Raw genomic sequence first — 24,537 nt, 5'->3', positions numbered from 1 at the left:
GGGTAGGAAAACTCTGCCCGTAGCGGGATGGGCCAGGGCGGTCGCGACAGCCAAAGTAGGCAGCCTCGGCTGGGCGTGGCGATCCGTCTCCGCGTGCCGGCGCATCTGTCCCGACCCTGCAGGAGAATCGCGCATGTCCCCCGTTGCTACGGCTGCTCCCGGCAAGCTGCTGCTCAATCCGGCCGATCACACCCTGATCCTGATCGACTTCCAGTCACAGATGGCTTTCGCCACGCATTCGATCGACGCCATCGTGTTGCGCAACAACGCCGGCCTCGTCGCTGCCGCAGCGGCCAGTTTCAAGGTGTCGACCATTCTCACGACCGTGGCCGAGAAGAGTTTTTCCGGCCCCATGTTCGGCGAAGTCACCGCGCCGTTCCCGGGCCAGGCGCTGCTGGACCGCACCTCGATGAATACCTGGGAAGACGCGGCGGTGATCCGCCGTATCAACGAGATCGGCAAGCCGCGCATCGTGCTGGCCGGGCTGTGGACCTCGGTCTGCATCGTCGGTCCGGCGCTGTCGGCGCTGGACCAGGGTTTCGAGGTGTATGTGATTGCCGATGCCTGCGGCGATGTGTCGGCCGAGGCGCATGGGCGCGCCATCGAGCGCATGGTGCAGGCCGGTGCCCAGCCGATGACCGCGCTGCAATACCTGCTCGAACTGCAGCGCGACTGGGCGCGCAGCGAAAGCTACGACAGCACGACCGGCATCGCCAAGGTGTTCGGCGGCTCCTACGGCCTGGGCGTGATCTATGCCAAGAGCATGTTCGGCGCCAGCGAAGGCCATTGAGGCACAACGCCGCGATTTCCACAGTGCGAGGTATCGCCATGTCTACACCGCTCGACGACGACGCACGCGACACTATCGATGCGCAGCGGCGCGCACTGCTGGCAGCGACGGCCGCTGCCGTCGGCGCCGGCATCGCCTGGCCCTTGCTGGCCGGCGCGGCCACTCCTGCATCTCCCTCCCATCCGAAACGCGGCAAGGAAACGTCCATGACAACGATCAGCAGCAAAGACGGCACGGCCATCTACTACAGCGACTGGGGCAAGGGCCGCCCGATAGTGTTTTCCCACGGCTGGCCGCTGACCGGCGATGCCTGGGAAGCACAGCGCTACTTCTTCGCCAGCAACGGTTTCCGCGCCATCGCGCATGACCGCCGCGGCCATGGCCGTTCCGGCCAGCCCTGGGACGGCAACGACATGGACACCTATGCGGACGACCTGGCCGCGCTGATCGAAAAGCTCGACCTGAAGGACGCCGTGCTGGTCGGCCATTCCACCGGTGGCGGCGAAGTGGCGCATTACCTCGGCCGTCACGGCACCGCGCGCGTGTCCAAAGCCGTGCTGGTCAGTGCCGTGCCGCCGGTAATGGTGAAGAGTGCGAGCAATCCCGACGGCGTGCCCAAGGAAGCGTTCGACCAGATCCGTGCCGGCGTGCTGGCGGACCGGTCCGGCTTCTACCGCGACCTGGCGTCGGGCCCGTTCTTCGGTTTCAACCGGCCGGATGCGAAGAAGCAGCAAGGGCTGATCGACTCGTTCTGGCTGCAGGGCATGGCGGGCGGCCTCAAGGGCCAGTACGACTGCATCAAGCAGTTTTCCGAAGTCGACTACAGCGAAGACCTGAAGAAGATCGACATACCGACCCTGGTGCTGCACGGCGACGACGACCAGATCGTGCCCATTGCCAATGCCGCGCAGAAGTCGGTCAAGCTGCTGAAGAAAGGCACGCTCAAGGTCTACAAGGGCGGCTCGCACGCCTTGCCGAATGTGAATGCCGACGAGGTCAATGCCGACATCCTCGCCTTCATCAAGAGCTGATCACCCGGCTGCGCCGTCACTGCCGGCGGCATTGCGCCGCCGGCCATCGCTTCGTCTGCCGCAGGTATCGCAATGAATGTCTATGTGGTTTCGCTGGGTGCCGGCGTGCTGGTCGGCGTGATCTACGGCCTGCTCAGCGTGCGTTCGCCGGCGCCGCCGGTGATCGCCCTGGTCGGCCTGGCCGGCATACTGATCGGCGAACAGCTGGTGCCGCTGGCCAAGCGCCTGCTGGCCGGCGATACGCCGACCGTGTCGGAAGTGAAGCAGGATTGCCGCGAACATATGTTCGGCCAGCTGCCGCAGCGGCCGGCGCGGACTGCCGATGCGGCACACAGCGATAGAACCGGAGCCTGAACATGCCCGATCACGCCGATCTGATTGTGCACAATGCCAGTATTGCAAGCGGCGACAGCAGCCGGCCGCAGGCCCGGGCACTGGCGGTTGTTGGTGGGCGTTTCGTCCATGTCGGCGACGATGCCGAGGTGCTGGCCCTGGCCGGCCCTCAGACGCAGGTAGTCGATGCGCGCGGCCGGCGCCTGATTCCCGGCCTGATCGACTCGCACCTGCACGTCATCCGCGGCGGTCTGAACTACAACCTGGAACTGCGCTGGGACGGACTGCCTTCGCTGGCCGATGCCATGCGCCTGCTGCGCGAACAGGTGGCGCGCACCCCGGCACCGCAGTGGGTGCGTGTCGTCGGCGGCTTCAGCGAACAGCAATTCGCCGAGAAACGCCTGCCGACGCTGGCCGAACTCAATGCGGCTGCACCGGATACGCCGGTGTTCATCCTGCACTTGTACGACCGAGCCCTGCTCAATGCGGCAGCGCTGCGCGCCGCCGGCTATACGCGCGATACGCCAGATCCGCCCGGCGGCGAAATCGTCAAGGACGGCAACGGCGAACCCAGCGGCCTGCTGCTGGCCAAGCCGAATGCCCTGCTGCTGTATTCGGCCCTGGCCAAGGGGCCCAAGCTGCCTTACGACTACCAGCTCAATTCGACACGGCATTTCCTGCGCGAGATGAACCGCCTGGGCGTGACCAGCGTGATCGATGCGGGCGGCGGCTTCCAGAATTACCCCGACGACTATCAGGTGATTGCCGACCTGCACCAGGCCGGCCAGCTGACCTTGCGCATTGCGTACAACCTGTTCACGCAGAAACCCAGGGAAGAACTGGCCGACTTCACCCGCTGGACCAGCAACAACCGCTATCAGCAGGGCGACGATTTCTACAAGCTCAACGGCGCGGGCGAAATGCTGGTGTTTTCCGCCGCCGACTTCGAGGATTTCCGCCAGCCGCGGCCGGAATTGCCGGCGTCGATGGAGGGCGAGCTGGAAGGCGTGGTGCGGGTGCTGGCCGAGCGGCGCTGGCCCTGGCGCCTGCATGCGACCTACGACGAAAGCATCGGCCGCGCGCTGGATGTATTTGAAAAGGTGGACAAGGATATTTCGCTGCAAGGCATCCACTGGTTCTTCGACCATGCCGAGACCGTGAGCGAGCGCAATATCGAACGCATTGCACGCCTGGGCGGCGGCATCGCGGTGCAGCACCGCATGGCCTACCAGGGCGAATACTTCGTCGAACGCTACGGCGCCCAGGCCGCGGCGCACACGCCGCCGTTCAAGCGCATGCGCGAACTCGGCGTACCGGTCGGCGCCGGCACCGACGCCACCCGCGTCGCCAGCTACGATCCCTGGAACGCGCTTTACTGGCTGACCACGGGCAAGACCCTGGGTGGGCTGAGCCTGTATCCGTCCAGCAATACGCTGGACCGCCACGAGGCGCTGGATTTGTATACCCGCGCAAATACCTGGTTTTCCAACGAGGAAGGACTGAAGGGCCAGATCAGGACCGGCCAGCTGGCCGACTTCGCCCTGCTGTCGGCCGACTACTTCGCCGTAGCCGAGGAAGACATACGCCAGATCGTCTCGCTGCTGACCGTGGTCGACGGCAAGGTGGTCTATGCGGCCGGCGAATTCGCGCCGCTGGATCCGGGCATTCCGCCGGCGATGCCAGACTGGTCGCCGGTGAATTTCGGCAGCCGCTACTGGAAGAGCGAAGCGGCGCAGCAGGCGCACCGGCGCATGCCCGCCGCCACGGCCTGCCAGGTGCATCGCCATGCCGCTGCGCCGGCCAGCGGCCTGGCCGATGCCGGCGGCTTCTGGGGCGCGCTGGGCTGCGCCTGCTGGGCGTTCTGAAATGAACGCCAGCCTGCCTGTGCGCGCCAGCGCCACCACGACCGACGCCATGCTGCTGGCCTTTATCGCCGGCTTCGTCGACAGCGTAGGATTTGTTGCCTTGTTCGGTCTGTTCACCGCCCACGTGACCGGCAACTTCATCCTGCTTGGCGCGGCGCTGATCCGGCCCAGCCACGGCGTCATCGCCAAGCTGCTGGCGCTGCCGGTATTCCTGCTCGCGGTGATGGCGACGACGGCCTATGTCGGCCGGCACCGGCCGCAATGGGGTACGCCGCTGACGGTCGTCGTGCTGGCGCAGATGCTGTTACTGACCGGCTTCGGCGTACTCGGCCAGCTGGCCTTGCCGATCAGCAACGCCGACCAGCCGCTGGCGATTGCCGCCGGCCTGATCGGCGTGGCGGCGATGGGCGTGCAGAACGCGGCTTCGCGCCTGTTGCTGCCGGAGCTGCCGCCGACGACGGTGATGACCGGCAACGTGACCCAGCTCGCCGCCGACGCAACCCAGCTCTGGTTCGGCCCGCGCGGTGGTGATAGCGCCGCAATGCGCACGCGCCTGGCCAAGTTCTGGCCGCCGCTGCTGGCCTTTGCGATTGGCGCGGCGGCCGGCGCGGTGGCGTATCAGCTGCTGGCGTTCTTTTCCCTCGGCATTGCCGTGCTGGCGCTGGCGATCGTGCTGCTGCGCTGCCGCGGGCGTGGAGTAGCCGCATGAACGATGCACGCAGGGCGTTGCTGTACTGGCTGGCGCGCGCCGCCTTGTGCCTGGCCTTCGTCTACAGCGGCGTGGCCAAGCTGCTGGACTGGTCTGGCGCGCTGGCCGAGCAGGCGCATTTCGGCCTGCAGCCGGCGGCACTGTTCGCCGCGGCGACGATTGCCGTGCAGCTGGGCGGCTCGGCACTGGTGCTGTTCGCGCCAGGCCGCAAGGCGGCATGCGGCGCACTGGCGCTGGCGGGCTTCACCCTCGCCGCCACGCTGATCGGCCACGCGTTCTGGCGCGAAACCGGCATGGACCGCTTTCGCGATCTGAACGCCTTTCTCGAACATATCGGCCTGATCGGCGGTTTCGTACTGGTGGCGCTGTACGAAGGGACACGCCGGCGCCGCAGCGCGCTCGCGTGAAGCGCCGCCTGCTCGGCGCGCTGGGCTTGCTGGTGCTCGGCGGTACGGCGATGGCGGCCGATGCCTTGCCGGCATTCCGCCTGCTGCGTTTCGAGGAAGACTGGAGCGTGCTGCGCGACGATCCCGCGCGCGCGCCGGCGTACAAGTTCGTTGCCCTGTCCGATGAATCGTTCGCCTCGTTCGGCGGCGAATGGCGCCTGCGCCTGGACAGTCTGGCGGCACCGCGCTACGGCCTGGGCCGGGTTGCCGATAGCTACGCCTTGCAGCGCGTGCTGGTGCATGCCGACTGGCATATCACGCCGCGCCTGCGCCTGTTCGCCCAGCTGGGGCGCGAGGACGCGATCGGCAAGAAAGCGCCGCTGGCGGTCAGCGACAGCGACCGCGGCGATGTACAGAACCTGTTCCTGGATATGGCTGTCGACACGGCGAAGTCGCTGAATCTGCGCCTGGGCCGGCAGGAACTGATGTTCAGTCCCTTGCAGCGTTTCGTCTCGGTGCGCGAAGGGCCGAATGTGCGGCAGGGCTTCGACGGCCTGCGCGCGAGCTGGCGCAGGCCGGCCCTGTCCGTCGATCTGTTCGCGACGCGGCCGGTTGCCTACGCGGCTGGTGCGTTCGACGATGCCACCGACCGCAGCCAGGCTTTCCAGGGTGTGTATCTGTCGCGGAACCTGGCTTCGCGCTACCGCTTCGATGCCTACTATTTCGGCCTGCGCCGTGATGGCGCCGTGCTTGCCGGCAGCCGCGGCCGCGAGCGGCGCGACAGCGCAGGCCTGCGCCTGGCAGGCAGCAGTGCCGGTTTCGATCTGGATATGGAAGCGCTGGGGCAGGGCGGACACCTGGGCCCGCGCACTATCCGCGCCTGGGCCTTCAGTGCGATTGCCGGCTATACGGCTTCTGCGGCCTGGTCGCCGCGCTATGCGCTGGAATACGACATCGGTTCCGGCGACAGCGGCAGGCCGGGCAGTGCGCTGGGCACCTTCAATCCACTATTTCCAAAAGGTGCTTATTTCGACGAAAGCGGCCTGATGAGCTGGGCCAATGCCCGTGTGCTGCGCGCCAGCGCCAGCGTGCAGCCGACGGCTACGCTGAGCCTCAAGGCCAGCCTGATCGGACGCTGGCGCCAGAACACCGCCGATGCCGTCTATCTGCAGCCTTATGTGGCCTTGCCGCAGACCCTGGCCAATCGCGAGCGCCGTGTCGGTAGCGCCTACGTAGTCGATGCGGCCTGGCGTATCGGCCGGTCGTTCAATGTCGCGCTGCAGTTGAGCCGTCACCAGGCCGGACCCGCCATCCGCCGCGCAGGTGGCGATGATGTGGATTTTGCCATGCTGCTGACTCAGTACCGCTACTGATTTCAGAACACGGTACGAAATACAAGAAATGTACTGCCAACACTCCGCAAGGCAAAAATCAGGCTCCGGAGGGCAACGTGCCTGCTCCGTTGGGCAAATTTTGCGCTCCAGAGCATGCCAGTCACCCTCCGGAGCGCCATTTTGGGTCTCCGTTGAGCACAATTTGCTCTCCGTAGCGTCGCAATTGCGCTCCGTAGGGGGCCAGCTCCCCTCCGTAGCGTGATTTTTGCCTTCCGCTGACGAATTTTTGCTCAACGGCGAGGAAAAATCGGGCAATTCGCACGGTGAGGCAAGCCTCGCTGCCTCGCGCTCACTAACTAGCTGTCCGGTATTGCCGGAGGTGCAACTTCCACCGCTCAGCGCTCCATCTCCGCACTCAACACCCGCATCCGGTCCGCATGTACCAGCCGGAACAGCAGCCCCAGCACTGCGCCGGTGGCGGCGCCGCTTATATGTGCCACGTAGTTGATGGTGGAGCGGCCGGCACTGGCGTAGTGGTCGTACAGATCCCAGCCTACGTACCACAGGGCGATCACGATCAGCGGCAGGCTGAAGCGGCGCAGAAAAATCAGAAACCAGAATAGGCAGCGCACGCGTGCCGTCGGCATCAAGGTGGTGATCAGCGCGAGCATGCCCATGACGACGCCCGAAAGGCCTACCGTCGGTAGCGCGCCCTCGGCAGAGCCGACGCTGTAGCTGTAGGCGAGGCTGCAGGTCACGGCCATCAGCAGGAAAGCCAGCAGGTAGTAGACGTAGCCGATCGCGCTTTCGACGAAAGACGCAAAGATGAAAAAGAAGATCAGGTTGCCGATCAGATGGCTCCAGCTGGCATGAGCAAAGGTCGAGGTCAGCATGCGCACCACGTCGTAGTGCGAGGGGTCGTAGGCCAGCTTGTCGGTCATCAGCGGCGGCACGGCGCGTTCAAAGTCGGCGAAGCCGCTGCTGATCTTGGCGGATTTGTAATCGATGTCCTTGGCCGGGTCGGCATAGAAACTCAGATCGCTGCGCTGGCGCGCCATTTCGGCAATGGTGGCCTCGCGGGCATCGGCGCTGCGCAACAGCAGCAGGTTTTCCACGCAGCCGCGATGCTCGCCGTCGGCGCTGGTGCTGGAAAGAATGGCCTGCAGATTGGGATCGACCGCCTGGGCGCAGTGAGTGCTGATACGGCGCAGGTAATGGGAATCGGCCGACATCTGGCGCGAAAACGTCAGGAAGCAGAGCAGGCAGACGAATGCCGTCAGGAACGGGATGCGGTAGAGGCTGACGTCGAGTTTGTAGGGAAAAAAGAACATCGCGCATTTCCGGCCGAATCCGGCCTGGATTCTGCCATCGAAAAGCCTGTGCGGTGGCCGCTGCGCCGCGGTGGCGGCCACGCTGCCGAGTTGACGGCTCGCCCGGTGCCTCGCGCGACCGGCTCGTGGCGTCTGCGCTGCGCTACTGCCCCGGCGTGCTGTTTTTTGGTTTTGTATACGGAACGAACTTGCTCAGGCCCACGCTGCCCATGAGCGTGCGCGTACCCGAATCGAGCAGCTTGACGGTATCGATGTCGCACAGTTCCGACGAATGCGTGTCGGTGACGAGTATCGAGTCGCTGCGCAGGAAGGCAGCGCCGGACGGTGTGTTGACATAGACCGTGCTGCCGACCGTGTAGACGATGGCGGTCTTGTCGATCACCTGGGTGGAACGGATATCGCGCAGCCGGATACAGCGCACGGGTTCGCCTTCGGTACGGCCGGCAATGGCCTTGGCCAGGCGTGCTTCGGGGCTGCGGTCGGCGGCGACGGCGGCGACGCTGAGCAGCGAGAGTGTAGTCGCCAGCGCGATAGTGAGCGGACGGAACATGACGATATTCCTTGTGTTGCCAGGGGTGTGGGCAGCATCGGCCTGCGGGTTGCCTGCGTCAAATGCATAGCCTCGTAGGGCAGGACGCCGGCGGGCAGCGCGACGTTGCAGGCGGAACCGACACGCGCAAACGTTGGGCGCATACGCAGGGCGCGATGAGCGCAGCGAATTGCGCCGCACAGTGCCCGGGCCGGCGAAACAACACGTTTCGGTTACGCCCCGTTGCAACCCGGTACCCCAGCGGGCGAACCACGGCGTTCCGATCACGCCCCATTACAAGCTAGACGACCGCCCGCGCCGCCTCGACCCGGTCGCGGCCAGATTCCTTGGCCAGGTAGAGCGCGCGGTCGGCCCGGGCGATCAGATCGGCCGGCGTGTTGCCGTGGGGAGGATAGCTGGCCAGTCCGATGGAGCAGGTGACGCGGCCCAGGTGGACGCGGCGATGACTCACATCGATGGCTGCGATGGCCCGGCGTACCTGTTCGGCGCGGCCCAGTGCCTGGTCCAGGTCGGTGTCGAGCAGTACCAGGGTGAATTCCTCGCCGCCGTAGCGGCAGACGATGTCTTCGCTGCGCGCAACCTGGGCCAGTACCACGCCGACCTGGGCAAGCAGGGCATCGCCGGCATCGTGGCCTTGGGTGTCGTTGAAACGTTTGAAGTGATCGATGTCCAGCATCAGTACGCTGAGATCGGACTGGCGCCGCTCGGCACGCTGCAGTTCGCGCGGCAGCGAGGCTTCCAGGTAGCGGCGATTGAACAGGCCAGTCAATGGGTCGCGGATGGACTGGGTGCGCAGACTGTCCTGCAGGCGCAGGTTGGCCAGCGACAGCGACAGCTGTTCGGCGGCGGCGATGCAGTCGCGGCGCAGGCTGGCGTCGATAGGGCCGGCGCAGCTGACATGCAGGATGCCGAACGCCGCGCCCTGCGCGCTGAGCGGCACGCACAGGTACTGCGCAGGGCTTGCCGCCGCGCTGTCGTGCAGGTGCTGGCAATGCAGTACGACCTGCGCCCCGGCCGGCGGATAGGGCTGGCCGCGGCGGATTGCCAGGCAGGCTTCCGGTGCGAACAGGGTTTCCCGCGCGATGGCGGGTTCACCCCACTCCAGCGCGGTCTCGACCAGGTTCTGCGAGGCGTTGATGGTCTGTACTGTGCCGGCGCTGCCGCCGAGCAGGGCCGGCAGGGTGGCCCGCGCGACGGCGTAGGCTTCGGATATGCTTTGGCAACTTTGCAACATTTCCGCCATTTCGCCGAGCTGGCGCAGCGCACTGGAGAGGCCGCGCGATTCGGTCAGCGCGGCTTCCAGTGCAATGGCCGCTTCGCGCAGGCTGGCCTCGGTGATCTGGCGCCGGCGCTGTTCGCGCCAGACCAGTATCAGGCACAGGCCGAGCAGGGCGATGGCGGTAACGGCTGCCACGACCAGCAACAGCTGCGTGCGTGCGACGCTGGCGCGGGTGGCCGATTCGCGCTCGCCGAGCAGGTTTCCCTCGATCTCGTGCATGGCCTGGATCAGGGCGGTGAAATCCGCAATGCCTTCGCGGTCGCTGCCCTGGTTGATCAGCGACAGCGCGGCAGCCGGATCGCGCTGCTGCGTATGGAGCAGGCGGTCCATGGTCTCGCGCCGGGTTGCCGCCAAGGCGATGAGTTTTTGCACATTGTCGCCTTGGGCGCGATGGTCGGCGACCAGCTGCTTTACCCGTTCCACGCTCACGTGCATGCGTTCGCGGGCATCGACGTATTCGTTGACGGCGTTTTCGCGCCGGGTCAGCACAAGGTCGCGCATGCTGGCGCTCATGTCGTGGGCGGCCAGTTCGACGGCACCGATTTCCTTGCGCACCAGATGGCTGTGCATGACCCAGCGCATGTCCTCGACCAGCCGGTCGTTGCTGCGGTAGAGCAGCACATTGCTCAGGCCCAGCAGCAGGCCGGCGGCGAGAAACAGCAGGGCGAGGCGGGCGCGCAGGTCCACGGCTAGGTTTTTGCCGGGATGCAGGCCTGACCGGACTGCAGCAGATGGCCAGGTGCGGCTGGGTGGCAGGTGGCGCTGGCCGGTAGGTTCCGCATGGGCTTCCGAGGGTGGATAGCTGGGCCGAGTGTAGGCGGACCGGGGTCTGGCCGCGCAAGCGTATGGCAGGCTCGGGCAGGACGATTCGGCCAGGCGACGGTGGTCGTGAACGCACTCCCTTGCCGATGTGCGGTCCGCAGTCTCGGAGGGGCGCATCCGCCCTGCAGCGGATAGCTCGTGCAGTCGCTGGCTGTGCCGGGCCATCACGCCACGCACCGATCCCACGCTTGGCCTGCGCCGCCGCCGCGGCCCGCCGCCTGAGCTGAGCTTCGCAGTGCCTGTGTTACGCCCGTCGGCGGCGTAGCGCGCCGACGCGAAGACGGCGTCTTCGGCCTGGAAACCGGCAGCCGCGGCGGTGCCGCGCAAAAACAGCAGATGTATTCGGTTTTCGTCGACACCAACAAGGCACGCAATCTCTGGCTGAGCTTGAATGTCAGGTTTTGATGGTTTTGCCGATTCCTGCTTTGCTGTTTGCCGAATTTTATGGATGGAGGCGATGGAGCGGGAATGCTTGTCTTCCGGTGCGGATGCCAGGCGGTGCAAGCTGGCGCAGCCGCTGCGCGGAAAAGACCGCGTTCAGGCCTCGCTGTACTGCCTGACCCGCTCCCCCAGCGAAGCCGGGTGGAGCGGGTCAAGGCGAAACCCGCCATCCGGCACGCGCGCGCCGAGTGGGGCGAAGGCCACGCGCCGGTTTTGATGGCTGTACAGATTCCTTACTGCCGCCCTGCCGTCATGCCCAATGCCGCCTCGATCTGCGCCGGCTCGTAGATACGCCCGCCCTTGAATACCAGGTCGATACGCCGCGTGTCGTCGATGTTGCGGGTCGGGTCGCCGTCGATCAGGATCAGGTCGGCCAGCTTGCCGTTGCCGATCACGCCACGCTCGTGCGCAACACCCATGACTTCGGCCGAGGTCAGCGTGGCCAGGCGCAGTACTTCAGCCGGTGCGATGCCGGCGCGCACGTACAGGGCCAGCTCGTGATGCAGCAGGTAGCCGGCCAGGGCGTCGGTGCCGGGCACGATGGTCACGCCGGCATCGTGTAGCGCTTTGAGCAATTTATACATGGCAGGCAATGCAGCGGCGTAGGCGGCTTCCTGGCCCTTGGGCACGGCGTAGCTGGCGCTGCGTGCGCCGCGGCGCACGCTGGGCGGAAAGCGCGGGAATACGGTTTCCAGTCCGGGCACCGGTTTGCGCGGGTCGCCGCTCAGGCGCATTTCGAACAGGCCCAGGGTGGGATCGAGCACGACATGGCGGCGCTTGAGGAAATCGATGAAGGCGCGCACGCGGGGCTGGGCCGGGTCGAAATCGCGCGCGCGCTCGGCCACTTTGCCGAAACGTTCGCTTTGCAAGGTGGTTTCTTTCACCTCGGGCCAGAGCAGGTTCAATACCACGTAATTGAAATGCTGGATTTCATCGGCACCGGCCTGGATGAACTGCTCGGCCGACATGAAGGCCGGCACGTGGCCGCTGACGCGCAGGCCGCGCGCATGGGCGCGATCGGCGATCAGCGGCACCAGTTCGGGCTTGAGCGACATGTACGTCTTGATCTGCACGTAGCCGCGGTCGGCATACCAGTCCACCGCACGCAGTGCCTGCTCCGGCGTGTCCACGTGCATGGGCGTAGGACCGGCGTATTTGCCGCTGCCGTCGATCATGCCGGCCTTTTCCACGCGCGGGCCGATTTCCGTGCCGGCATCGAAACGCGCGACGCGGCGCAGGAATTCGTCGTTGTCGTTGGCCAGGTCGCGCGCACTGGTCACGCCGTTGGCGATGTCGAGCAGGCCGTCGACGCCATCGAAATGCTGGTGGTTGTCCCACAGGCCAGGCATCAGGAAACGGCCGCGCGCATCGAGGATTTCCGCGGCGCCCGCGTCGATAGTCGCGCCCGGCGCGACGCGCAGCAGGCGTTCGCCGCGCAGCAGCACGCTGCTGGCAGGAGTGACCGAACCGTCGCGGGGATCGAACAGGCGCGCATTGCGGATCAGCAGGTCGCCGGCCGGCTTGCGCCCCAGGCGCTGCGCCAGCCCGGCATGCCAGGCGGTTTCCGTCTCGCGCTGCGCGGCGAGCAGGGCGGCGCGCAGCGGTTCGCGGCCTTGCGGCAGGGTGGATACCCAGGGCGACGCCTGCAGCGCAGTGCCGTCGGCATCGAGCCAGACCGACTGCGGCGAAAAGCCAAGGCCGCTGATGCGGTAGTGAGTCAGTTCGCGCGGATCGCCGTTGCTGCGGTCGGTCAGGCTGCCGACGCGCTGCAGCTGCGCCTGGCCGTCGGGCAGCAGCGCCAGTTTCTGCTGCGGGGCCTGCAGCAGGGCGCGGGCGAGTACGCCGAGCAATTCCGGCGGCGCATCTTCGGGCAGGTAGAAGGCGGCGGCTGCGCTGTCGCTGCTGCCGCTGCCGTCCAGGCTTTGCCAGCTCGCCTTGCCGGCTTCGCGGCGAAACTGCTCGCGTACCGGCGCCTTCATGTAATTGTGTCCGCTGACCTCGTAATGCAGCGGAATGCCGGCGGCATCCAGCGTCCAGCGGGCGCTGAGCTGGTCGCCGTGATCGCGGTCGTCATAGGCGAACTCGACCTGCAGGCTGCCGTCTTTGTGCTGCGTGACGGTCTGGCGGCCGGCAACCTTGTCCAGCATCAGGAAGCTGTCTTGCCGCGCCGGGGCAGCAAGCAAGCCGTTCGAGAACAGCAGCACGGCAATCAGGCAGGCATGACGCATGAGGCTTCCCCGCTTCGCATGGCAGTGTCGTTGTACATCGTACAATTTGCTGCTGTCAAATCTCGTGTCCTGTGTCGAAAATATCTGAGAGACAGGACACGAGGCCGCCGCTGGCTGGCTGCCCAGGCACGACTTTGTACGCGCAGCCAGAGCTTGCGGTCGCAGCCGCAGTGAATGCGGCGTCATCGGGCAACCGTGCGATGAGGCTGAACGCTGTACAAGGGCCGCGACGGTGCTTGCCGCGTGGACGCTTACTCGCGCAGGCTTTCCAGCCCGGCCAGCACCTGCTCGACGAAGGAGGCATACGAATCGTCCAGCGGTGCCTCGCTGCCGTTCTGCCAGCGCAGGATGAAGGCCTTGTTGGCCAGCAATGGCAGGTTGGCGGCGAGTACCGGATGGGCAGCGGGATCCACGCCGAGCAGGCGCTGCTGCACCGCCGACTGCCATTGCTCGGTGTCGGCCTCGGGCAGCGGCGAGAATTCCTGGATGACGAAGCCGATCAGCGCCGCCACGACGGCGTTGTAGCCGGCCACCAGGCGTGCGCCGGCCAGGCCTGCCGCGCTCAGCGCAGCGAGTACGCCTTCGACGAAATCGAAATCGATACGCAGATTGCCGACCAGATGGGCGGCCACCAGCGGTGCCACATTCGGATGCCGCCGCGCTGATTCGCGATAACGCTGGAACAGGCGGCGCAGATAGCTACGCCAGTCGTCGTTCTTGCGCTGCTGCGGCGCGACGTCGCGAAACACGACGGCGACGACTTCGGCCAGGATCGCGGTCTTGTTCGGCACATGCCAATACACCGCGGTGGGGTAGACGGCCAGGCGTTCGGCCAGGTTGCGCAGATTGAACGCGGCCACGCCGCGCTCGTCGATTTCCGCGAGCGCGGCCTCGATCACGCGCTCGCGGCTCAGCGCCGGCTTGCTGGCGGCGCTTTTGCGCGCGGCCGTGGCGCGCGGTGGGCGGGGAGGACTGGGCATGCGCGGATAGTGCCATGCGATGCCGCCGGCTGGCAGCGGCACAAGACCGTGATGCGGTTGCCGCCGGCTTCGGTGCCAGGCAAGCGCCGCTTGCGCTGCCTTGGGCCGCGGCAATCGCGTAGCGCAGGTCTGGCGCGCGGGTGCGCGGGCTGGCGGCGGCGTTGTTGCGTGCCGGCTTTTCGGTGCGTGGCTGACGCGGCGATGCGGCGGCTCGGCGGTGCCGCGCCGCTGCTTCGACTACGCCGCCGCTCAGTTCTTGCGTTCGCGCGGCACGGCCGGCACGAAGGGCGAGATCGGGTCGCTGGCGGGAAATGTCTCGCGCAGGGATTTGTCCAGGTTTTCGTCGGCGCGGCGTTGGCGCTGTTGTTTCTTATCGCTGGGTTCGGCGACCGGGTTGGTGCCCGGTTGCGGCGGGTCTTTCGCATCGCGGGGGCGTGCAGGTGTGGTGGCCATGGAGCATCTCCGTTGCGGCTATCAGGGAAGCGGCGGAATTCATTGCAGCACGCTGGCGCGGGAAGCCAGTAGCGACCGCGTGCCCAGGTTCAGCGCGTCGCGCAACGCCGTCCAGGCCACCTGCAGCGACTCGCGCTGACGCGCCTGGGCCAGCTCGCGCACCGCGTGCCAGGTCTGCAGCAGGCGCAGCAGATGACGGCGGCGGCGTGGTTCGGCCGGTTCGGCGCTGCCCGGGCAGGCGAGGAAATAGGCGGCCAGCAAGGCTTCGCGGGCCTGGTCGCGGAAGGCGCGGGTGAAATCCAGTGCGAAGCGGTCGTCGGCGTGGAATTCGCTGGCGACGATGGCGCTGGTGTGGTCGATCGCATGCAGCAGCGCCGCCAGGTCGGCCAGGCGGCAGCCGCTGTGGCCGTGCTCCAGGCGCAGTACCGGATCGGGTTCGGCAAAATCCACAAAGCAAAGATCGCCGGAAACCAGCAGTACCTGGGCCAGCGACAGGTGGCCGTGTACTGGCTGGGCCAGGCCGGCGTCGGCACCGGCCAGCGATTCGTCCAGGTTGCGGATGCGCCGCGCGCAGGCGACCAACTGTTCGCTGCTCAGGCCCAGCATGTCGCGCAGCTGGGCCTGCTGCTGGCGGAAGCCACGCAAGGTGTCGCTGAGCAGCTGGCGCAGCCAGACGCTGCCCAGGATCTGGTTGCCGTCCACATTGGCAGAAAGCACGCCATGCAGCTCGCCCAGGCGCGTGCCGAGCACATGGGCGAACGGGCGGATGGTCTGGATCAGCTGGCGCTGGCGCTCGCTGCCCGTGGCGCGGTATTCGTGCAGGCTGCGGCGCAGGAAATCCAGGCTCCACTCCTGCGCATCGCCCTGGTTGGCCGGCCATTCGTGCGCCAGCGCAAACACCTCGGTGGTGCCGTCGCGTTCGCGGCTGGCCACGCCGAGCAGCGGCGCCGCCCCGGTGTAGCCGGCTGCGCGCAGCGCGCGGGCAATCTGCAGCGGCGCCTGCAGTGCGGCCGCGTCGTTGCGCGCCAGCGTGACCGCCAGCGAGGCGTCCAGGCGCACGCGCTGCAAGCCCTGGGCAACGCCGCCGGACTGCAGTTCGCGCCCGCGCGGCGCAGGCATGGCCTCGACGCCGGCTTCGCGCACGAAGCGCAGGGTCGTACCGTCCTGCGTCCACCCGGCCTGGCTGGCCCAGGCATCGCGCCAGGCTTCCAGCAGTTCGCGCACCGCCAGGCCATCGCTGAGATGGCCGACCTGGGCGCCGCGGCGAATCCGCGCCAGCGCCAGGCCTTGCGCCGTGCGGTCGGCCTGGCCGCCTTCCCAGGCCACCGCCAGCGGCAGCAGGCGGCAGCGGCCGGCGGCATCGTTCACTTCCACCAGAACGGCATCGCCGCCGCCGGGTGTGGCAGCAATGATTTGTCCCAGATGCAACTTCTGCGCATCTGCCGGCCAGCCGCGCCGCTGCAGCCAGGCCGGCAGCAGGTCGTCTTCCAGGCGCTGGCGGTGCAGCTGGTCCAGGTCTTGTGCCAGGCCATGGCGCAAGACCAGGGTGGTCAGTTCCGGCAGCGGCTCGGGCTCGGGCGCATACCAGTCGGGCAGGCGTTCGCGCCCGGCCAGTTCCAGCGTCATGAAGCCATAGGGCGGCAAGGTCAGCATGTAGGCCGTGCTGCCTATGGCCGGCAGGGCCGAGGCGCCGACCACGTCGATGGGGACGCGGGTGGCGAATTCGGCCAGATCCAGTTCCACCGCCTGCAAGGTGCGGCCGAAGTTGGCCACGCAGAGCAACGAGACGCCCTGCCATTCGCGCAGATAGGCCAGCACCTTGCGGTTGCGCGGATACAGAAAACGCAGTTCGCCGCGGCCGAACAGCGCGCCGTAGCGGCGGCGTACGGCCAGCACGCGGCGGTTCCAGTGCAGCAGCGAGTGCGGATCGGACTCCTGTGCTTCCACGTTGACTGCGGCATAGCCGTACAGCGGATCGTTGATCACCGGCAATACCAGCGATTGTGCGTCGGCGCGGGAAAAACCGCCGTTGCGGTCGGTCGACCATTGCATTGGCGTGCGCACGCCGTCGCGGTCGCCCAGGTGTACGTTGTCACCCATGCCGATCTCGTCGCCGTAGTACAGCACGGGCGTGCCGGGCAGGGTCAGCAGCAGCGCCGTCATCAGTTCGATGCGGCGGCGGTCGCGCTGCAGCAGCGGCGCCAGGCGGCGGCGGATGCCGAGGTTGAGGCGCGCGCGCGGGTCGGCGGCATAGGTATTCCACAGGTAGTCGCGTTCGGCGTCACTGACCATTTCCAGGGTCAGCTCATCGTGGTTGCGCAGGAAGATCGCCCATTGCGACGAGGCGGGCGTCGGTGGGGTCTGGCGCAGGATGTCGCTGACCGGGAAACGGTCTTCCTGCGCGATCGCCATGTACATGCGCGGCATCAGCGGAAAGTGGAAGGCCATGTGGCATTCGTCGTCGCGGCCGAAGTATTCCAGCATGTCTTCCGGCCACTGGTTGGCTTCGGCCAGCAGCATGCGGTCGGGGTAGTGGGCGTCGATTTCCGCGCGCAGGCGGCGCAGTACCGCATGCGTTTCCGGCAGGTTTTCGTTGCTGCTGCCTTCGCGCTCGACCAGGTAGGCCACCGCGTCGAGGCGGAAGCCGTCCAGGCCCAGGTCCAGCCAGAAGCGCAGCACGTCGAGCATGGCCTGCAGAACCAGCGGATTGTCGAAGTTGAGGTCAGGCTGGTGCGCGTAGAAGCGGTGGAAGTAGTAGCGGCCGGCGACCGGATCCCAGCTCCAGTTGGATTTCTCCACATCCGGAAAAATGATGCGCGTACCGGCATAGGCCTGGTCGGTGTCGGACCAGACGTAGAACTCGTGCTCCGGCGAGCCGCGCGGCGCACGGCGCGCACGCTCGAACCAGGGGTGTACCGAGGCGGTGTGGTTGAGCACCAGGTCGCCGATCACGCGCAGGCCGCGCGCATGCGCCGCGTCGAGGAAGCGGCGCAGGTCGTCCAGCGTGCCGTAGTCGGGATGTACGTCGAAATAGTCGGCCACGTCGTAGCCGTCGTCGCGCCGCGGCGACGGGTAGTAGGGCAGCAGCCACAAGGTGTCCACGCCCAGCGAGATGATGTAGTCGAGCTTGGACAGCAGGCCGGGAAAATCGCCGATGCCGTCGCCGTTGCTGTCGCAGAACGACTTGACGTGGATCTGGTAGATGACCGCTTCCTTGTACCAGTCGTCCAGGCGGCGCTGTACGGCGGCCGGTGCCGTGCTGGCGTCGGCCATCACGGAGCCACCGGTGCGGTGGCGGCCAGGCCGTCCGGTATTGCCGCGGCTGGCGGCGGTAGGGCCAGCGTGTCGAGGAACTGGGCGCACCAGGCGCGGATATTGCCGCGCTCCAGCACCTGCATGCCGGCGCGCCAGCGCTCGCTGCGTTCCTCCAGCGGCATGCCCAGTGCGCGCGCCATCGCGCGCGAGCAGCCTTCGGTATCGAACGGGTTGACGATCAGGGCCACGTCGCCCAGTTCCTCGGCGGCGCCGGCGAATTCCGACAGCACCAGCACGCCGGGATCGAGCCCGTTCTGGCAGGCGAGGAACTCCTTGGCGACCAGGTTCATGCCGTCGCGCAGCGGCGTCACCAGGCAGACGCGGGCAAGACGGTAGAAACCGGCCAGCACGCCATGTGGGTAGCCGCGATTGACGTAGCGCACCGGCGTCCAGGCCGGCGCTGCATGATGGCCGTTGATGTCGCCGACCAGGCGCTGCACCTCGCGGCTGAGCTGGCGGTATTCGCTGACTTCGCGGCGCGATTCCGGCGTCACCTGCAGAAAGGTGGCCTTGCCCGACAGCTGCGGGTTGTTGCCGAGCAAGTGGCGAAACGCGCGCAGGCGCTGCGGCAGGCCCTTGGAGTAGTCGAGCCGGTCCACGCCGATCAGCAGGTTGCTGCGGCCCAGACTGCTGCGCAGCTGCTGGGTTTCCGGTGCGTTTTCCGCGCTGCGCGCCATTTCGGCCAGGGCGGGCGGATCGATGCCGATGGGAAAGACCCGCACGCGGGTGAATTCGCCGCCGGGCAGGCGCAGTCCGTCGCTTTCTTCGACGGCGTCGAGTTCGCCGATCAGGTAGTTCTGCATCGCGCGTGCATCGTTGCTGGTCTGCAGGCCGATCAGGTCGCAGGCGGACAGCAGGCCGAGCATGGCGCGATGCTGCGGCAAGGTGACCAGGGTGCGCGGCGCCGGCAGCGGCGTGTGCAGGAAAAAGCCGATGCGGTTGCGCAGGCCGCGGGCGCGCAGCAGCGAAGCCAGCGGAATCAGGTGGTAGTCGTGGATCCAGACGATGTCGTCGGGGCCGGCCTCTCGCGCTATGCGTTCGGCGAAGCGTTCGTTGACCCGCAGGTAGCCTTGCAGCGCGGCACGCTCGAACGCCATGAGGTCGGTGCGGCCATGTAAAAGTGGCCAAAGTGTACGATTGGCATATTCCGCATAATAGGCGTCGTAGTCCTGCCGCGACAGATCCCAGGTGACGTAGCGGATAGGCCCATCCTGGCTCGCCGCCACGGCGTCGTCGTTGGAAATGTCGCCGCTCCAGCCCATCCAGCTGCCGCCGCGGTGCTGCAGCAGGCAGAGCACGGCTTGTGCCAGTCCGCCGGCCTGGGTCGCGCCGGGCCGCATCACGCGATTGGACACGACGATAAGCCGGCCGCTGCCGCTGGCGTAATTCTCGTCGGGCGCGGGTGCGTCGTCGCGATACATCGTCATTGCTTCCATCAGCCTTCCTTGAACCGCAGTCGCTGCAGAGCGGAGCAAGTGGCGTGCCATGGCGGACTGTGGCACAGCTTCTGCACTCGTCCGCAACAGCGGCGAGCGCAAGCGGCGCCGCCTCTGTTCCTTGGCGAAGGATGCGCAATGTTGGCGAAACACCCGGCAATTTCCGTTTCTGCACGACCCGACGATTACGCGAGCATGGCTGCACTGCCAGCGCCGCCGACCCGACTGCCTGGCGACAGAAGCTGGGCGCTGTTCCTCGATCTCGACGGCACGGTGTGCGCTTATCGGGACGATCCCGCCCAGGTAGCGCTGGACCCCGCGCAGCATGCCTTGCTGACACGCCTGAGCACGTTGCTGGACGGTGCGCTGTGCATAGTGAGCGGACGCAGCAGTGCTGACCTGGAACGCATCCTCGGTGCGCTGCCGCTGTGGCGCGTCGGCGAGCACGGCAGCCGCGCCGACGAGTTGCGCGACAACGCGTTCCAGGCGCAACTCGTCGCAGCGGAAATGGCCCTGCACAAACTCAGTGCGGAGGAGCCCGGCACCTGGGTGGAACGAAAGCCCAGCTCGTGCGCATTGCACTATCGGCATGCCCGGGACCGTGCAGACTGCTTGAGAAAGGCACTGCTGCCACTCGGCCACACGCTGGATCAGATGCGGCTGCTCGACGGGCACCTGGTGTTTGAATTCACCACGCGTTTCAGCGACAAGGGCTCGGCCCTGTGGCGGCTGATGCAGCGGGCGCCGTTTACCGGCCGTATCCCGGTGGCGGTCGGCGACGACGTGACCGACGAAGACATGTTCACCGCGGCATCCGCTCTGGGCGGCTTCGCTGTTGCGGTCGGTCCGCGCATTTCCGCAGCGGCGGCATTTCAGCTGGCCGATGCGCGCGCGGTGGATCGCTGGCTGCGGCAGCTGGCCGAAGGAGAACCCTATGCGCTGGCTTGAGCGCAGTGGCTTCGCCGCGCTGCTGCTGGCGCTGAGTTGCAGCAGTCCGCTGCTGGCGCAGACAGCGGCCAGGACGGCCACCGCGGAGACGGTGCTGAAGGAAGTGCCAGGCCTCGACCGGGTCGAATCGCAGCGCTACGGCAAGGTGCTGATCCTCGAAGGCAAGGTCGTGCGCGAGGCGGATCGCGAACTGGCCGAGAAGATCGCCCAGGCGAACAACGACGGCGGCCAGGTCGTCAATCGCATCGAGGTGAGTACCAGCACGCTGGAACGCATCATTCCCACCTTGCGTGTGAGCGCGCAGAAGCTGTCGCGCATCGTCGGTTCGGCGCCGCTGCTGCTGGTGGCGATCTTCGTGATCTGGGCATGCTGGCGGGCCGGCCGCTGGCTTTCGCAGCGTGCCTGGGTAGGACGGCGCGCACGCAGCAATCCGTTCGTGGGCGAGCTGATCCGCCAGGCGATACGCCTGGCCGGCGCGATCTTCGGCGTGCTGTTTGCGCTGGAGGTGATGGATGCGATGACCCTGGCCGCGGCCTTGCTCGGTTCCGCCGGCGTAGCAGGCATCGCGCTGGGTTTTGCCTTTCGCGATCTTCTGGAAAATTACATTGCCGGCGTGCTGCTGAGCCTGCGCCGGCCGTTTGCGCCGGACGACAACGTGTCCATCGACGGCCACCAGGGCGTGGTAGTCGGCATGAATTCCCGCGCCACCTTGCTGATGACCTACGACGGCAACCAGCTCAGCCTGCCCAATGCGCTGGTGTTCAAGGCAGTGATGATCAACTACACCAGCAACGGCCGGCGCCGTTTCGACTTCGTGCTGTCGGTGGAACCGGGCGCGGACCTGGGCGTGGTCATGCGCGAAGGCCTGCAGGCGGTGAAGGACACGCCGGACGTATTGGCCGAGCCGGCGCCGTCGGTGCAGCTGATGGAAGCGACGCGGGAGGAGATCCGCGTGCAGTTCCTCGCCTGGGTCGACCAGCGCCAGGGCAATTTCGGCGCGGCGCGCAGCGAGGCCTTGCGGCGTGCGCGGGCGCATCTGAAAGGGCTGGGCGTCGATTTCAGTCCGCCGACCATGCGCCTGGTGGCGAGCAACGATGGCGCGACGGCCGCCAGGCCGCTGGCGGGCAAGCCGGTACCGGCGGCGAGCGCTTCGCCGAAGCCGCGTCCCGGCGCGGGCGAAACGACCGCACCGGCAGCGGCCAGGCCCGATGCGGCAGTGGCCGACGCCGTTGCCGAGGCGCGGCGCGAACTGGGCGAGCAGGATCTGCTCAAGCAGGATCGCAACCGGGAGCGCCGATGAATACCGCCGCCGCCCTGCCGCTGTTGTCCGGCGAGGATGTGGCCGCCAATGACGGCGTGCCCTTGCCCCAGCCCAGCACCGTGCGTGTGCTGACCATCAACACGCACAAAGGTCTCGCGCCGTGGAACCGCCGCTTCATGCTGGGCGAGCTGCGCGACGCGGTGCGCACCAGCGCTGCGGACATCGTCTTCCTGCAGGAAGTCAGCGGCGCCGACAGCCGCCGCGGTGCAGGCGAGGCGGCCGGGCCGCACTACGAATTTCTCGCCGATACCTTGTGGCCGCAATTTGCCTACGGCCGCAATGCGGTATATCCGCATGGCCATCACGGCAATGCGCTGTTGTCGCGTTTTCCCATAATCAGCGAACGCAACCACGATATTTCGCTGCCGGGACCGGAGCCGCGCGGCCTGCTGCATTGCGTGCTGGAGCTGCCGCAGTGGGGCCGCCTGCACGCGATCTGCGTGCACCTGGGCCTGCGGGAGGCGCACCGGCTGCGCCAGCTGCGATTGCTGAGCGAGCTGGCGCAGCAGATTCCGGCCGACGAGCCGCTTGTCGTCGCCGGCGATTTCAATGACTGGCGCGGCCGTGCCGATGCAGCACTGGGTGCGCCGGGGCTGCAGTCGGCCTTTGCCCGCACCGGCGTATCGCCGCCGCGCACGTTTCCGGCGCGCTGGCCGCTGCTGCCGCTGGACCGCATTTACGTGCGCGGCCTGCAGGTGCAGTCGGCCTGTGTGCTGTCGGCCTTGCCCTGGCCACACCTGTCCGATCATCTGCCGCTGCTGGCCGAGGTGAAGCCGTGAGGCCGGGCTGGTCGGATGGCAATCGCGTGAAGCTGTTCGAAAACGGCGAGGAATTCTTTCCGCGCGTATTCGAAGCGATTGCCGCGGCGCAGACACGCATCTATCTGGAAACCTTCATCCTGGCCGACGACGACGTCGGCCGGCAGTTACAGGCGGTGCTGCTGGCGGCAGCGGCGCGCGGCGTGGAGATCGACATTCTCGCTGACGGCTTTGGTTCCGAGCCCTTGAGCGAGGACTATCGCGCCAGCCTGGCCCAGGCCGGCGTGCGCCTGCATATCTATGCGCCGCGGCGGCGCCTGTTCGGCATGCGGGTTAACCTGTTCCGGCGCCTGCATCGCAAGATCCTGCTGGTCGATGGCTGCATTGCTTTCGTCGGCGGCATCAATTTCTGCGTCGACCAGATGCTCAGTGCCGGGCCCAAGTCGCTGCTCGATTTTGCTGTGGAACTGCATGGACCCGTGGTCGAGCAGATCGCCCAGTTCGCCATCCGTTCCTACAGTGCCGCGCATCCGCCGCAGACGCGGCGCGAGCGGCGCCAGGGCGAGACGGCAGCGCAACCGTTGCGCGACGGCGTGCCGGTGCGTTTCGTCACGCGCGACAACCACCGCCATCCCACCGACATCGAGCGCGAATACCGCATCGCCATCCGCGCCGCGCAGCGGGAAATCCTGATCGCCAATGCCTATTTCTTTCCGGGCTACCGCCTGCTGCGCGATCTGCGCAATGCGGCACGGCGCGGCGTCGCGGTCAGCATCGTCGTACAGGGCAATCCGGATCTACCCATCGTCACCGTGGTCGCACGCTGGCTCTACCATTACCTGGTGCCTGCCGGTGTCTGTGTCTGCGAATTCCGCGAGCGGCCGCTGCACGCCAAAGTCGCGGTGATCGACGGGCGCTGGGCTACGGTCGGTTCGAGCAATCTCGATCCCTTGAGCCTGTCGCTGAACCTGGAGGCCAATGTGCTGATCGACGACGAGGGCTTTGGACAGATCTTGCGCGAGCGCCTGCGCCGCCTGATCGACGAAGGCTGTCATCGCATCGATGCCTCGCGCGTGCCGCGGCGTACTTTCTGGCGTGTCGTCAGCGGCGTGGCGATCTTCCATTTCCTGCGCCATTTTCCACGCTGGGCCGCACGCATTCCTGCGTCGCGGCCGCGAATAGAGCCGGTAGCTGGCAATGATGCACAGGCGATGGACGGCCATGGCAGCCATCGATAGTGCCGCCGCGCCGCCGCGGCCGGGCTGGCAGCGCTGGGGCCTGCGCCTGCTGTGGCTGGCTTTCGCGGCGCTGACCGCCTGGCTGTTGTGGAATATTGCCCACGAGACCGACTGGAACGCCGTGCGCGAGGCCTTGCAGCGCCGTTCCTGGCGCAGTATTGCGCTGATCGCCGGGGTGGCGCTGACCAGCTATGCGGTATACGGCCTGCTCGATGTGATCGGCGCGGCCAGCCTCGGCCTGGCCTTGCCGCGTTGGCGCGTCTGGCTGATCGCCATGACCAGCTATGCCTGCAATCTGAATCTCGGCAGCCTGGTCGGTGCCGCGGCAATGCGCTACCGCCTTTACGGCCAGCACGGTGTGGCCGTGGCCGATGTGTCGCGCCTGATCGCCTTGAGCATGGCGTCGAACTGGATGGGCTTTCTGCTGCTGCTGACGTCGATGCCGCTGTGGGGTTCGGAACGCGCGCTGGCGCGCTGGACCGGAGCAGGGCTGGCCTGGGCGATCAGCCTGGCGGCGATCGCCGTGCTGGCGCTGTATTTCCGCGCCTGCTTCGCGCGCAAGACGTGGCGGCTGCGCGGTCATGTCTTCCGCTTTCCGCCCTGGCCGGTAGCGGCGGCCCAGGTTGGTGTGGCCGCGTCGAACTGGGCGCTGATGGGGGCCTTGCTGAATCTCGCCCTGGGCGATCAGGCGGGCTACGCCGAATCCCTGGGCAGCCTGCTGGTCGCCGCGGTGGCCGGCGCGGCGACGCACGTACCCGGCGGCTGGGGCGTGCTTGACTATGTGCTGGTCAAGAGCCTGGCAGGCGGCGACCCGCATCGGCTGGTCGCCGGTGTACTGGTATACCGTGCAGCGTATTACCTTTTGCCGCTGAGTCTGGCGGGAGCTGGCCTGCTGCTGATGGGGCGGTGGCGCAAGGTGGATTGACGCAATCGCCGGCTACGCCGAGAGCGGATTTCCCGCTCGACAGTGGTTGCCTGCTGTTTGCGTG

20 protein-coding genes are annotated in these 24,537 nt (G+C 67.0%); 12 read left to right on the top strand and 8 right to left on the bottom strand.

Annotation, left to right across the window (positions count from 1 at the left end):
- The first annotated feature begins 133 nt into the window (after positions 1 to 133).
- The 7 genes from DFR29_RS10355 (at position 134) to DFR29_RS10325 (ending at position 6,487) form a co-directional block, all read left to right on the top strand.
- Positions 134 to 790, top strand: coding sequence for a hydrolase (locus DFR29_RS10355; protein WP_133818512.1), 657 nt, complete (start codon positions 134 to 136; stop codon positions 788 to 790).
- Between the two features lie 206 nt (positions 791 to 996).
- Entirely contained in the window at positions 997 to 1,821 is an 825-nt protein-coding gene (locus tag DFR29_RS10350) for an alpha/beta fold hydrolase (RefSeq protein ID WP_133818609.1), read from the top strand.
- Between the two features lie 72 nt (positions 1,822 to 1,893).
- Positions 1,894 to 2,175: a XapX domain-containing protein gene (locus DFR29_RS10345; protein WP_133818511.1), complete on the top strand. Its 282-nt coding sequence runs from the start codon at positions 1,894 to 1,896 to the stop codon at positions 2,173 to 2,175.
- A gap of 2 nt (positions 2,176 to 2,177) precedes the next feature.
- Positions 2,178 to 4,019: an amidohydrolase gene (locus DFR29_RS10340; RefSeq protein ID WP_133818510.1), complete on the top strand. Its 1,842-nt coding sequence runs from the start codon at positions 2,178 to 2,180 to the stop codon at positions 4,017 to 4,019.
- Position 4,020: 1 nt separating this feature from the next.
- Positions 4,021 to 4,728, top strand: a complete 708-nt coding sequence (locus DFR29_RS10335) for a YoaK family protein (protein ID WP_133818509.1) — start codon at positions 4,021 to 4,023, stop codon at positions 4,726 to 4,728.
- Positions 4,725 to 5,135: a DoxX family protein gene (locus DFR29_RS10330; protein ID WP_133818508.1), complete on the top strand. Its 411-nt coding sequence runs from the start codon at positions 4,725 to 4,727 to the stop codon at positions 5,133 to 5,135. Before DFR29_RS10335 ends, DFR29_RS10330 begins: the two co-directional genes overlap by 4 nt.
- Positions 5,132 to 6,487, top strand: a complete 1,356-nt coding sequence (locus tag DFR29_RS10325; RefSeq protein WP_133818507.1) for an alginate export family protein — start codon at positions 5,132 to 5,134, stop codon at positions 6,485 to 6,487. Before DFR29_RS10330 ends, DFR29_RS10325 begins: the two co-directional genes overlap by 4 nt.
- A 356-nt stretch (positions 6,488 to 6,843) precedes the next feature.
- Here the strand turns inward: DFR29_RS10325 and DFR29_RS10320 are convergent, their stop codons facing one another.
- The 8 genes from DFR29_RS10320 to DFR29_RS10285 form a co-directional block, all read right to left on the bottom strand.
- Positions 6,844 to 7,779 carry a rhomboid family intramembrane serine protease gene (locus tag DFR29_RS10320; RefSeq protein WP_133818506.1) on the bottom strand — a complete coding sequence of 312 codons (936 nt, stop codon included), beginning with the start codon at positions 7,777 to 7,779 and terminating at the stop codon, positions 6,844 to 6,846.
- A 142-nt stretch (positions 7,780 to 7,921) separates the two neighbouring features.
- On the bottom strand, positions 7,922 to 8,329 hold the full coding sequence (locus DFR29_RS10315; protein ID WP_133818505.1) for a hypothetical protein: 408 nt from the start codon (positions 8,327 to 8,329) through the stop codon (positions 7,922 to 7,924).
- A gap of 280 nt (positions 8,330 to 8,609) precedes the next feature.
- Positions 8,610 to 10,295 (bottom strand): sensor domain-containing diguanylate cyclase, encoded by a 1,686-nt coding sequence (locus DFR29_RS10310; protein ID WP_166654007.1) that lies wholly within the window; start codon positions 10,293 to 10,295, stop codon positions 8,610 to 8,612.
- A gap of 809 nt (positions 10,296 to 11,104) precedes the next feature.
- Entirely contained in the window at positions 11,105 to 13,099 is a 1,995-nt protein-coding gene (locus DFR29_RS10305; protein WP_166654006.1) for an amidohydrolase family protein, read from the bottom strand.
- Positions 13,100 to 13,350: 251 nt separating this feature from the next.
- Positions 13,351 to 14,079: a TetR/AcrR family transcriptional regulator gene (locus tag DFR29_RS10300; protein ID WP_133818502.1), complete on the bottom strand. Its 729-nt coding sequence runs from the start codon at positions 14,077 to 14,079 to the stop codon at positions 13,351 to 13,353.
- 249 nt (positions 14,080 to 14,328) lie between these two features.
- Positions 14,329 to 14,532: a hypothetical protein gene (locus DFR29_RS10295; RefSeq protein WP_133818501.1), complete on the bottom strand. Its 204-nt coding sequence runs from the start codon at positions 14,530 to 14,532 to the stop codon at positions 14,329 to 14,331.
- Positions 14,533 to 14,571: 39 nt separating this feature from the next.
- Positions 14,572 to 17,805: a maltose alpha-D-glucosyltransferase gene (gene treS, locus DFR29_RS29640; RefSeq protein WP_133818500.1), complete on the bottom strand. Its 3,234-nt coding sequence runs from the start codon at positions 17,803 to 17,805 to the stop codon at positions 14,572 to 14,574.
- Positions 17,805 to 19,283: an alpha,alpha-trehalose-phosphate synthase (UDP-forming) gene (locus tag DFR29_RS10285; RefSeq protein ID WP_341829850.1), complete on the bottom strand. Its 1,479-nt coding sequence runs from the start codon at positions 19,281 to 19,283 to the stop codon at positions 17,805 to 17,807. Before DFR29_RS10285 ends, treS begins: the two co-directional genes overlap by 1 nt.
- Positions 19,284 to 19,478: 195 nt before the next feature.
- On the opposite strand from DFR29_RS10285, the gene otsB reads away from it, so the two are divergent.
- Genes otsB through DFR29_RS10260 form a run of 5 tightly spaced genes read left to right on the top strand, consistent with a single transcriptional unit; the run spans position 19,479 to position 24,473 of the window.
- Complete coding sequence (gene otsB, locus DFR29_RS10280) at positions 19,479 to 20,231, top strand: trehalose-phosphatase (RefSeq protein WP_166654005.1); 753 nt, start codon at positions 19,479 to 19,481, stop codon at positions 20,229 to 20,231.
- Positions 20,218 to 21,531, top strand: a complete 1,314-nt coding sequence (locus DFR29_RS10275; RefSeq protein ID WP_166654004.1) for a mechanosensitive ion channel family protein — start codon at positions 20,218 to 20,220, stop codon at positions 21,529 to 21,531. Before otsB ends, DFR29_RS10275 begins: the two co-directional genes overlap by 14 nt.
- Positions 21,528 to 22,331, top strand: coding sequence for an endonuclease/exonuclease/phosphatase family protein (locus tag DFR29_RS10270; RefSeq protein ID WP_133818497.1), 804 nt, complete (start codon positions 21,528 to 21,530; stop codon positions 22,329 to 22,331). Before DFR29_RS10275 ends, DFR29_RS10270 begins: the two co-directional genes overlap by 4 nt.
- On the top strand, positions 22,328 to 23,548 hold the full coding sequence (gene clsB / locus DFR29_RS10265) for a cardiolipin synthase ClsB (protein WP_133818496.1): 1,221 nt from the start codon (positions 22,328 to 22,330) through the stop codon (positions 23,546 to 23,548). The genes DFR29_RS10270 and clsB overlap by 4 nt, the downstream gene beginning before the upstream one ends.
- Entirely contained in the window at positions 23,532 to 24,473 is a 942-nt protein-coding gene (locus tag DFR29_RS10260) for a lysylphosphatidylglycerol synthase transmembrane domain-containing protein (RefSeq protein WP_166654003.1), read from the top strand. The genes clsB and DFR29_RS10260 overlap by 17 nt, the downstream gene beginning before the upstream one ends.
- Positions 24,474 to 24,537: the final 64 nt, after the last annotated feature.

The sequence above is a fragment of the Tahibacter aquaticus genome (assembly GCF_004363655.1).
In the GTDB taxonomy this organism is placed as follows: Bacteria; Pseudomonadota; Gammaproteobacteria; order Xanthomonadales; family Rhodanobacteraceae; genus Tahibacter; species Tahibacter aquaticus.
Note: the sequence above shows the minus strand (reverse complement) of the source record. Positions and strands in the feature narration are given on the sequence as shown.

Bases quoted from the DNA above. Each gene is read 5' to 3' on its own strand.
- DFR29_RS10345 (WP_133818511.1), top strand. From the start codon at position 1,894: ATGAATGTCTATGTGGTTTCGCTGGGTGCCGGCGTGCTGGTCGGCGTG.
- DFR29_RS10305 (WP_166654006.1), bottom strand. From the start codon at position 13,099: ATGCGTCATGCCTGCCTGATTGCCGTGCTGCTGTTCTCGAACGGCTTG.
- DFR29_RS10260 (WP_166654003.1), top strand. From the start codon at position 23,532: ATGGCAGCCATCGATAGTGCCGCCGCGCCGCCGCGGCCGGGCTGGCAG.
- DFR29_RS10285 (WP_341829850.1), bottom strand. From the start codon at position 19,283: ATGGAAGCAATGACGATGTATCGCGACGACGCACCCGCGCCCGACGAG.
- DFR29_RS10275 (WP_166654004.1), top strand. From the start codon at position 20,218: ATGCGCTGGCTTGAGCGCAGTGGCTTCGCCGCGCTGCTGCTGGCGCTG.
- DFR29_RS10355 (WP_133818512.1), top strand. From the start codon at position 134: ATGTCCCCCGTTGCTACGGCTGCTCCCGGCAAGCTGCTGCTCAATCCG.
- DFR29_RS10350 (WP_133818609.1), top strand. From the start codon at position 997: ATGACAACGATCAGCAGCAAAGACGGCACGGCCATCTACTACAGCGAC.
- DFR29_RS10330 (WP_133818508.1), top strand. From the start codon at position 4,725: ATGAACGATGCACGCAGGGCGTTGCTGTACTGGCTGGCGCGCGCCGCC.
- DFR29_RS10340 (WP_133818510.1), top strand. From the start codon at position 2,178: ATGCCCGATCACGCCGATCTGATTGTGCACAATGCCAGTATTGCAAGC.
- DFR29_RS10335 (WP_133818509.1), top strand. From the start codon at position 4,021: ATGAACGCCAGCCTGCCTGTGCGCGCCAGCGCCACCACGACCGACGCC.
- treS (WP_133818500.1), bottom strand. From the start codon at position 17,805: ATGGCCGACGCCAGCACGGCACCGGCCGCCGTACAGCGCCGCCTGGAC.
- DFR29_RS10295 (WP_133818501.1), bottom strand. From the start codon at position 14,532: ATGGCCACCACACCTGCACGCCCCCGCGATGCGAAAGACCCGCCGCAA.
- otsB (WP_166654005.1), top strand. From the start codon at position 19,479: ATGGCTGCACTGCCAGCGCCGCCGACCCGACTGCCTGGCGACAGAAGC.
- DFR29_RS10315 (WP_133818505.1), bottom strand. From the start codon at position 8,329: ATGTTCCGTCCGCTCACTATCGCGCTGGCGACTACACTCTCGCTGCTC.
- DFR29_RS10320 (WP_133818506.1), bottom strand. From the start codon at position 7,779: ATGTTCTTTTTTCCCTACAAACTCGACGTCAGCCTCTACCGCATCCCG.
- DFR29_RS10300 (WP_133818502.1), bottom strand. From the start codon at position 14,079: ATGCCCAGTCCTCCCCGCCCACCGCGCGCCACGGCCGCGCGCAAAAGC.
- DFR29_RS10270 (WP_133818497.1), top strand. From the start codon at position 21,528: ATGAATACCGCCGCCGCCCTGCCGCTGTTGTCCGGCGAGGATGTGGCC.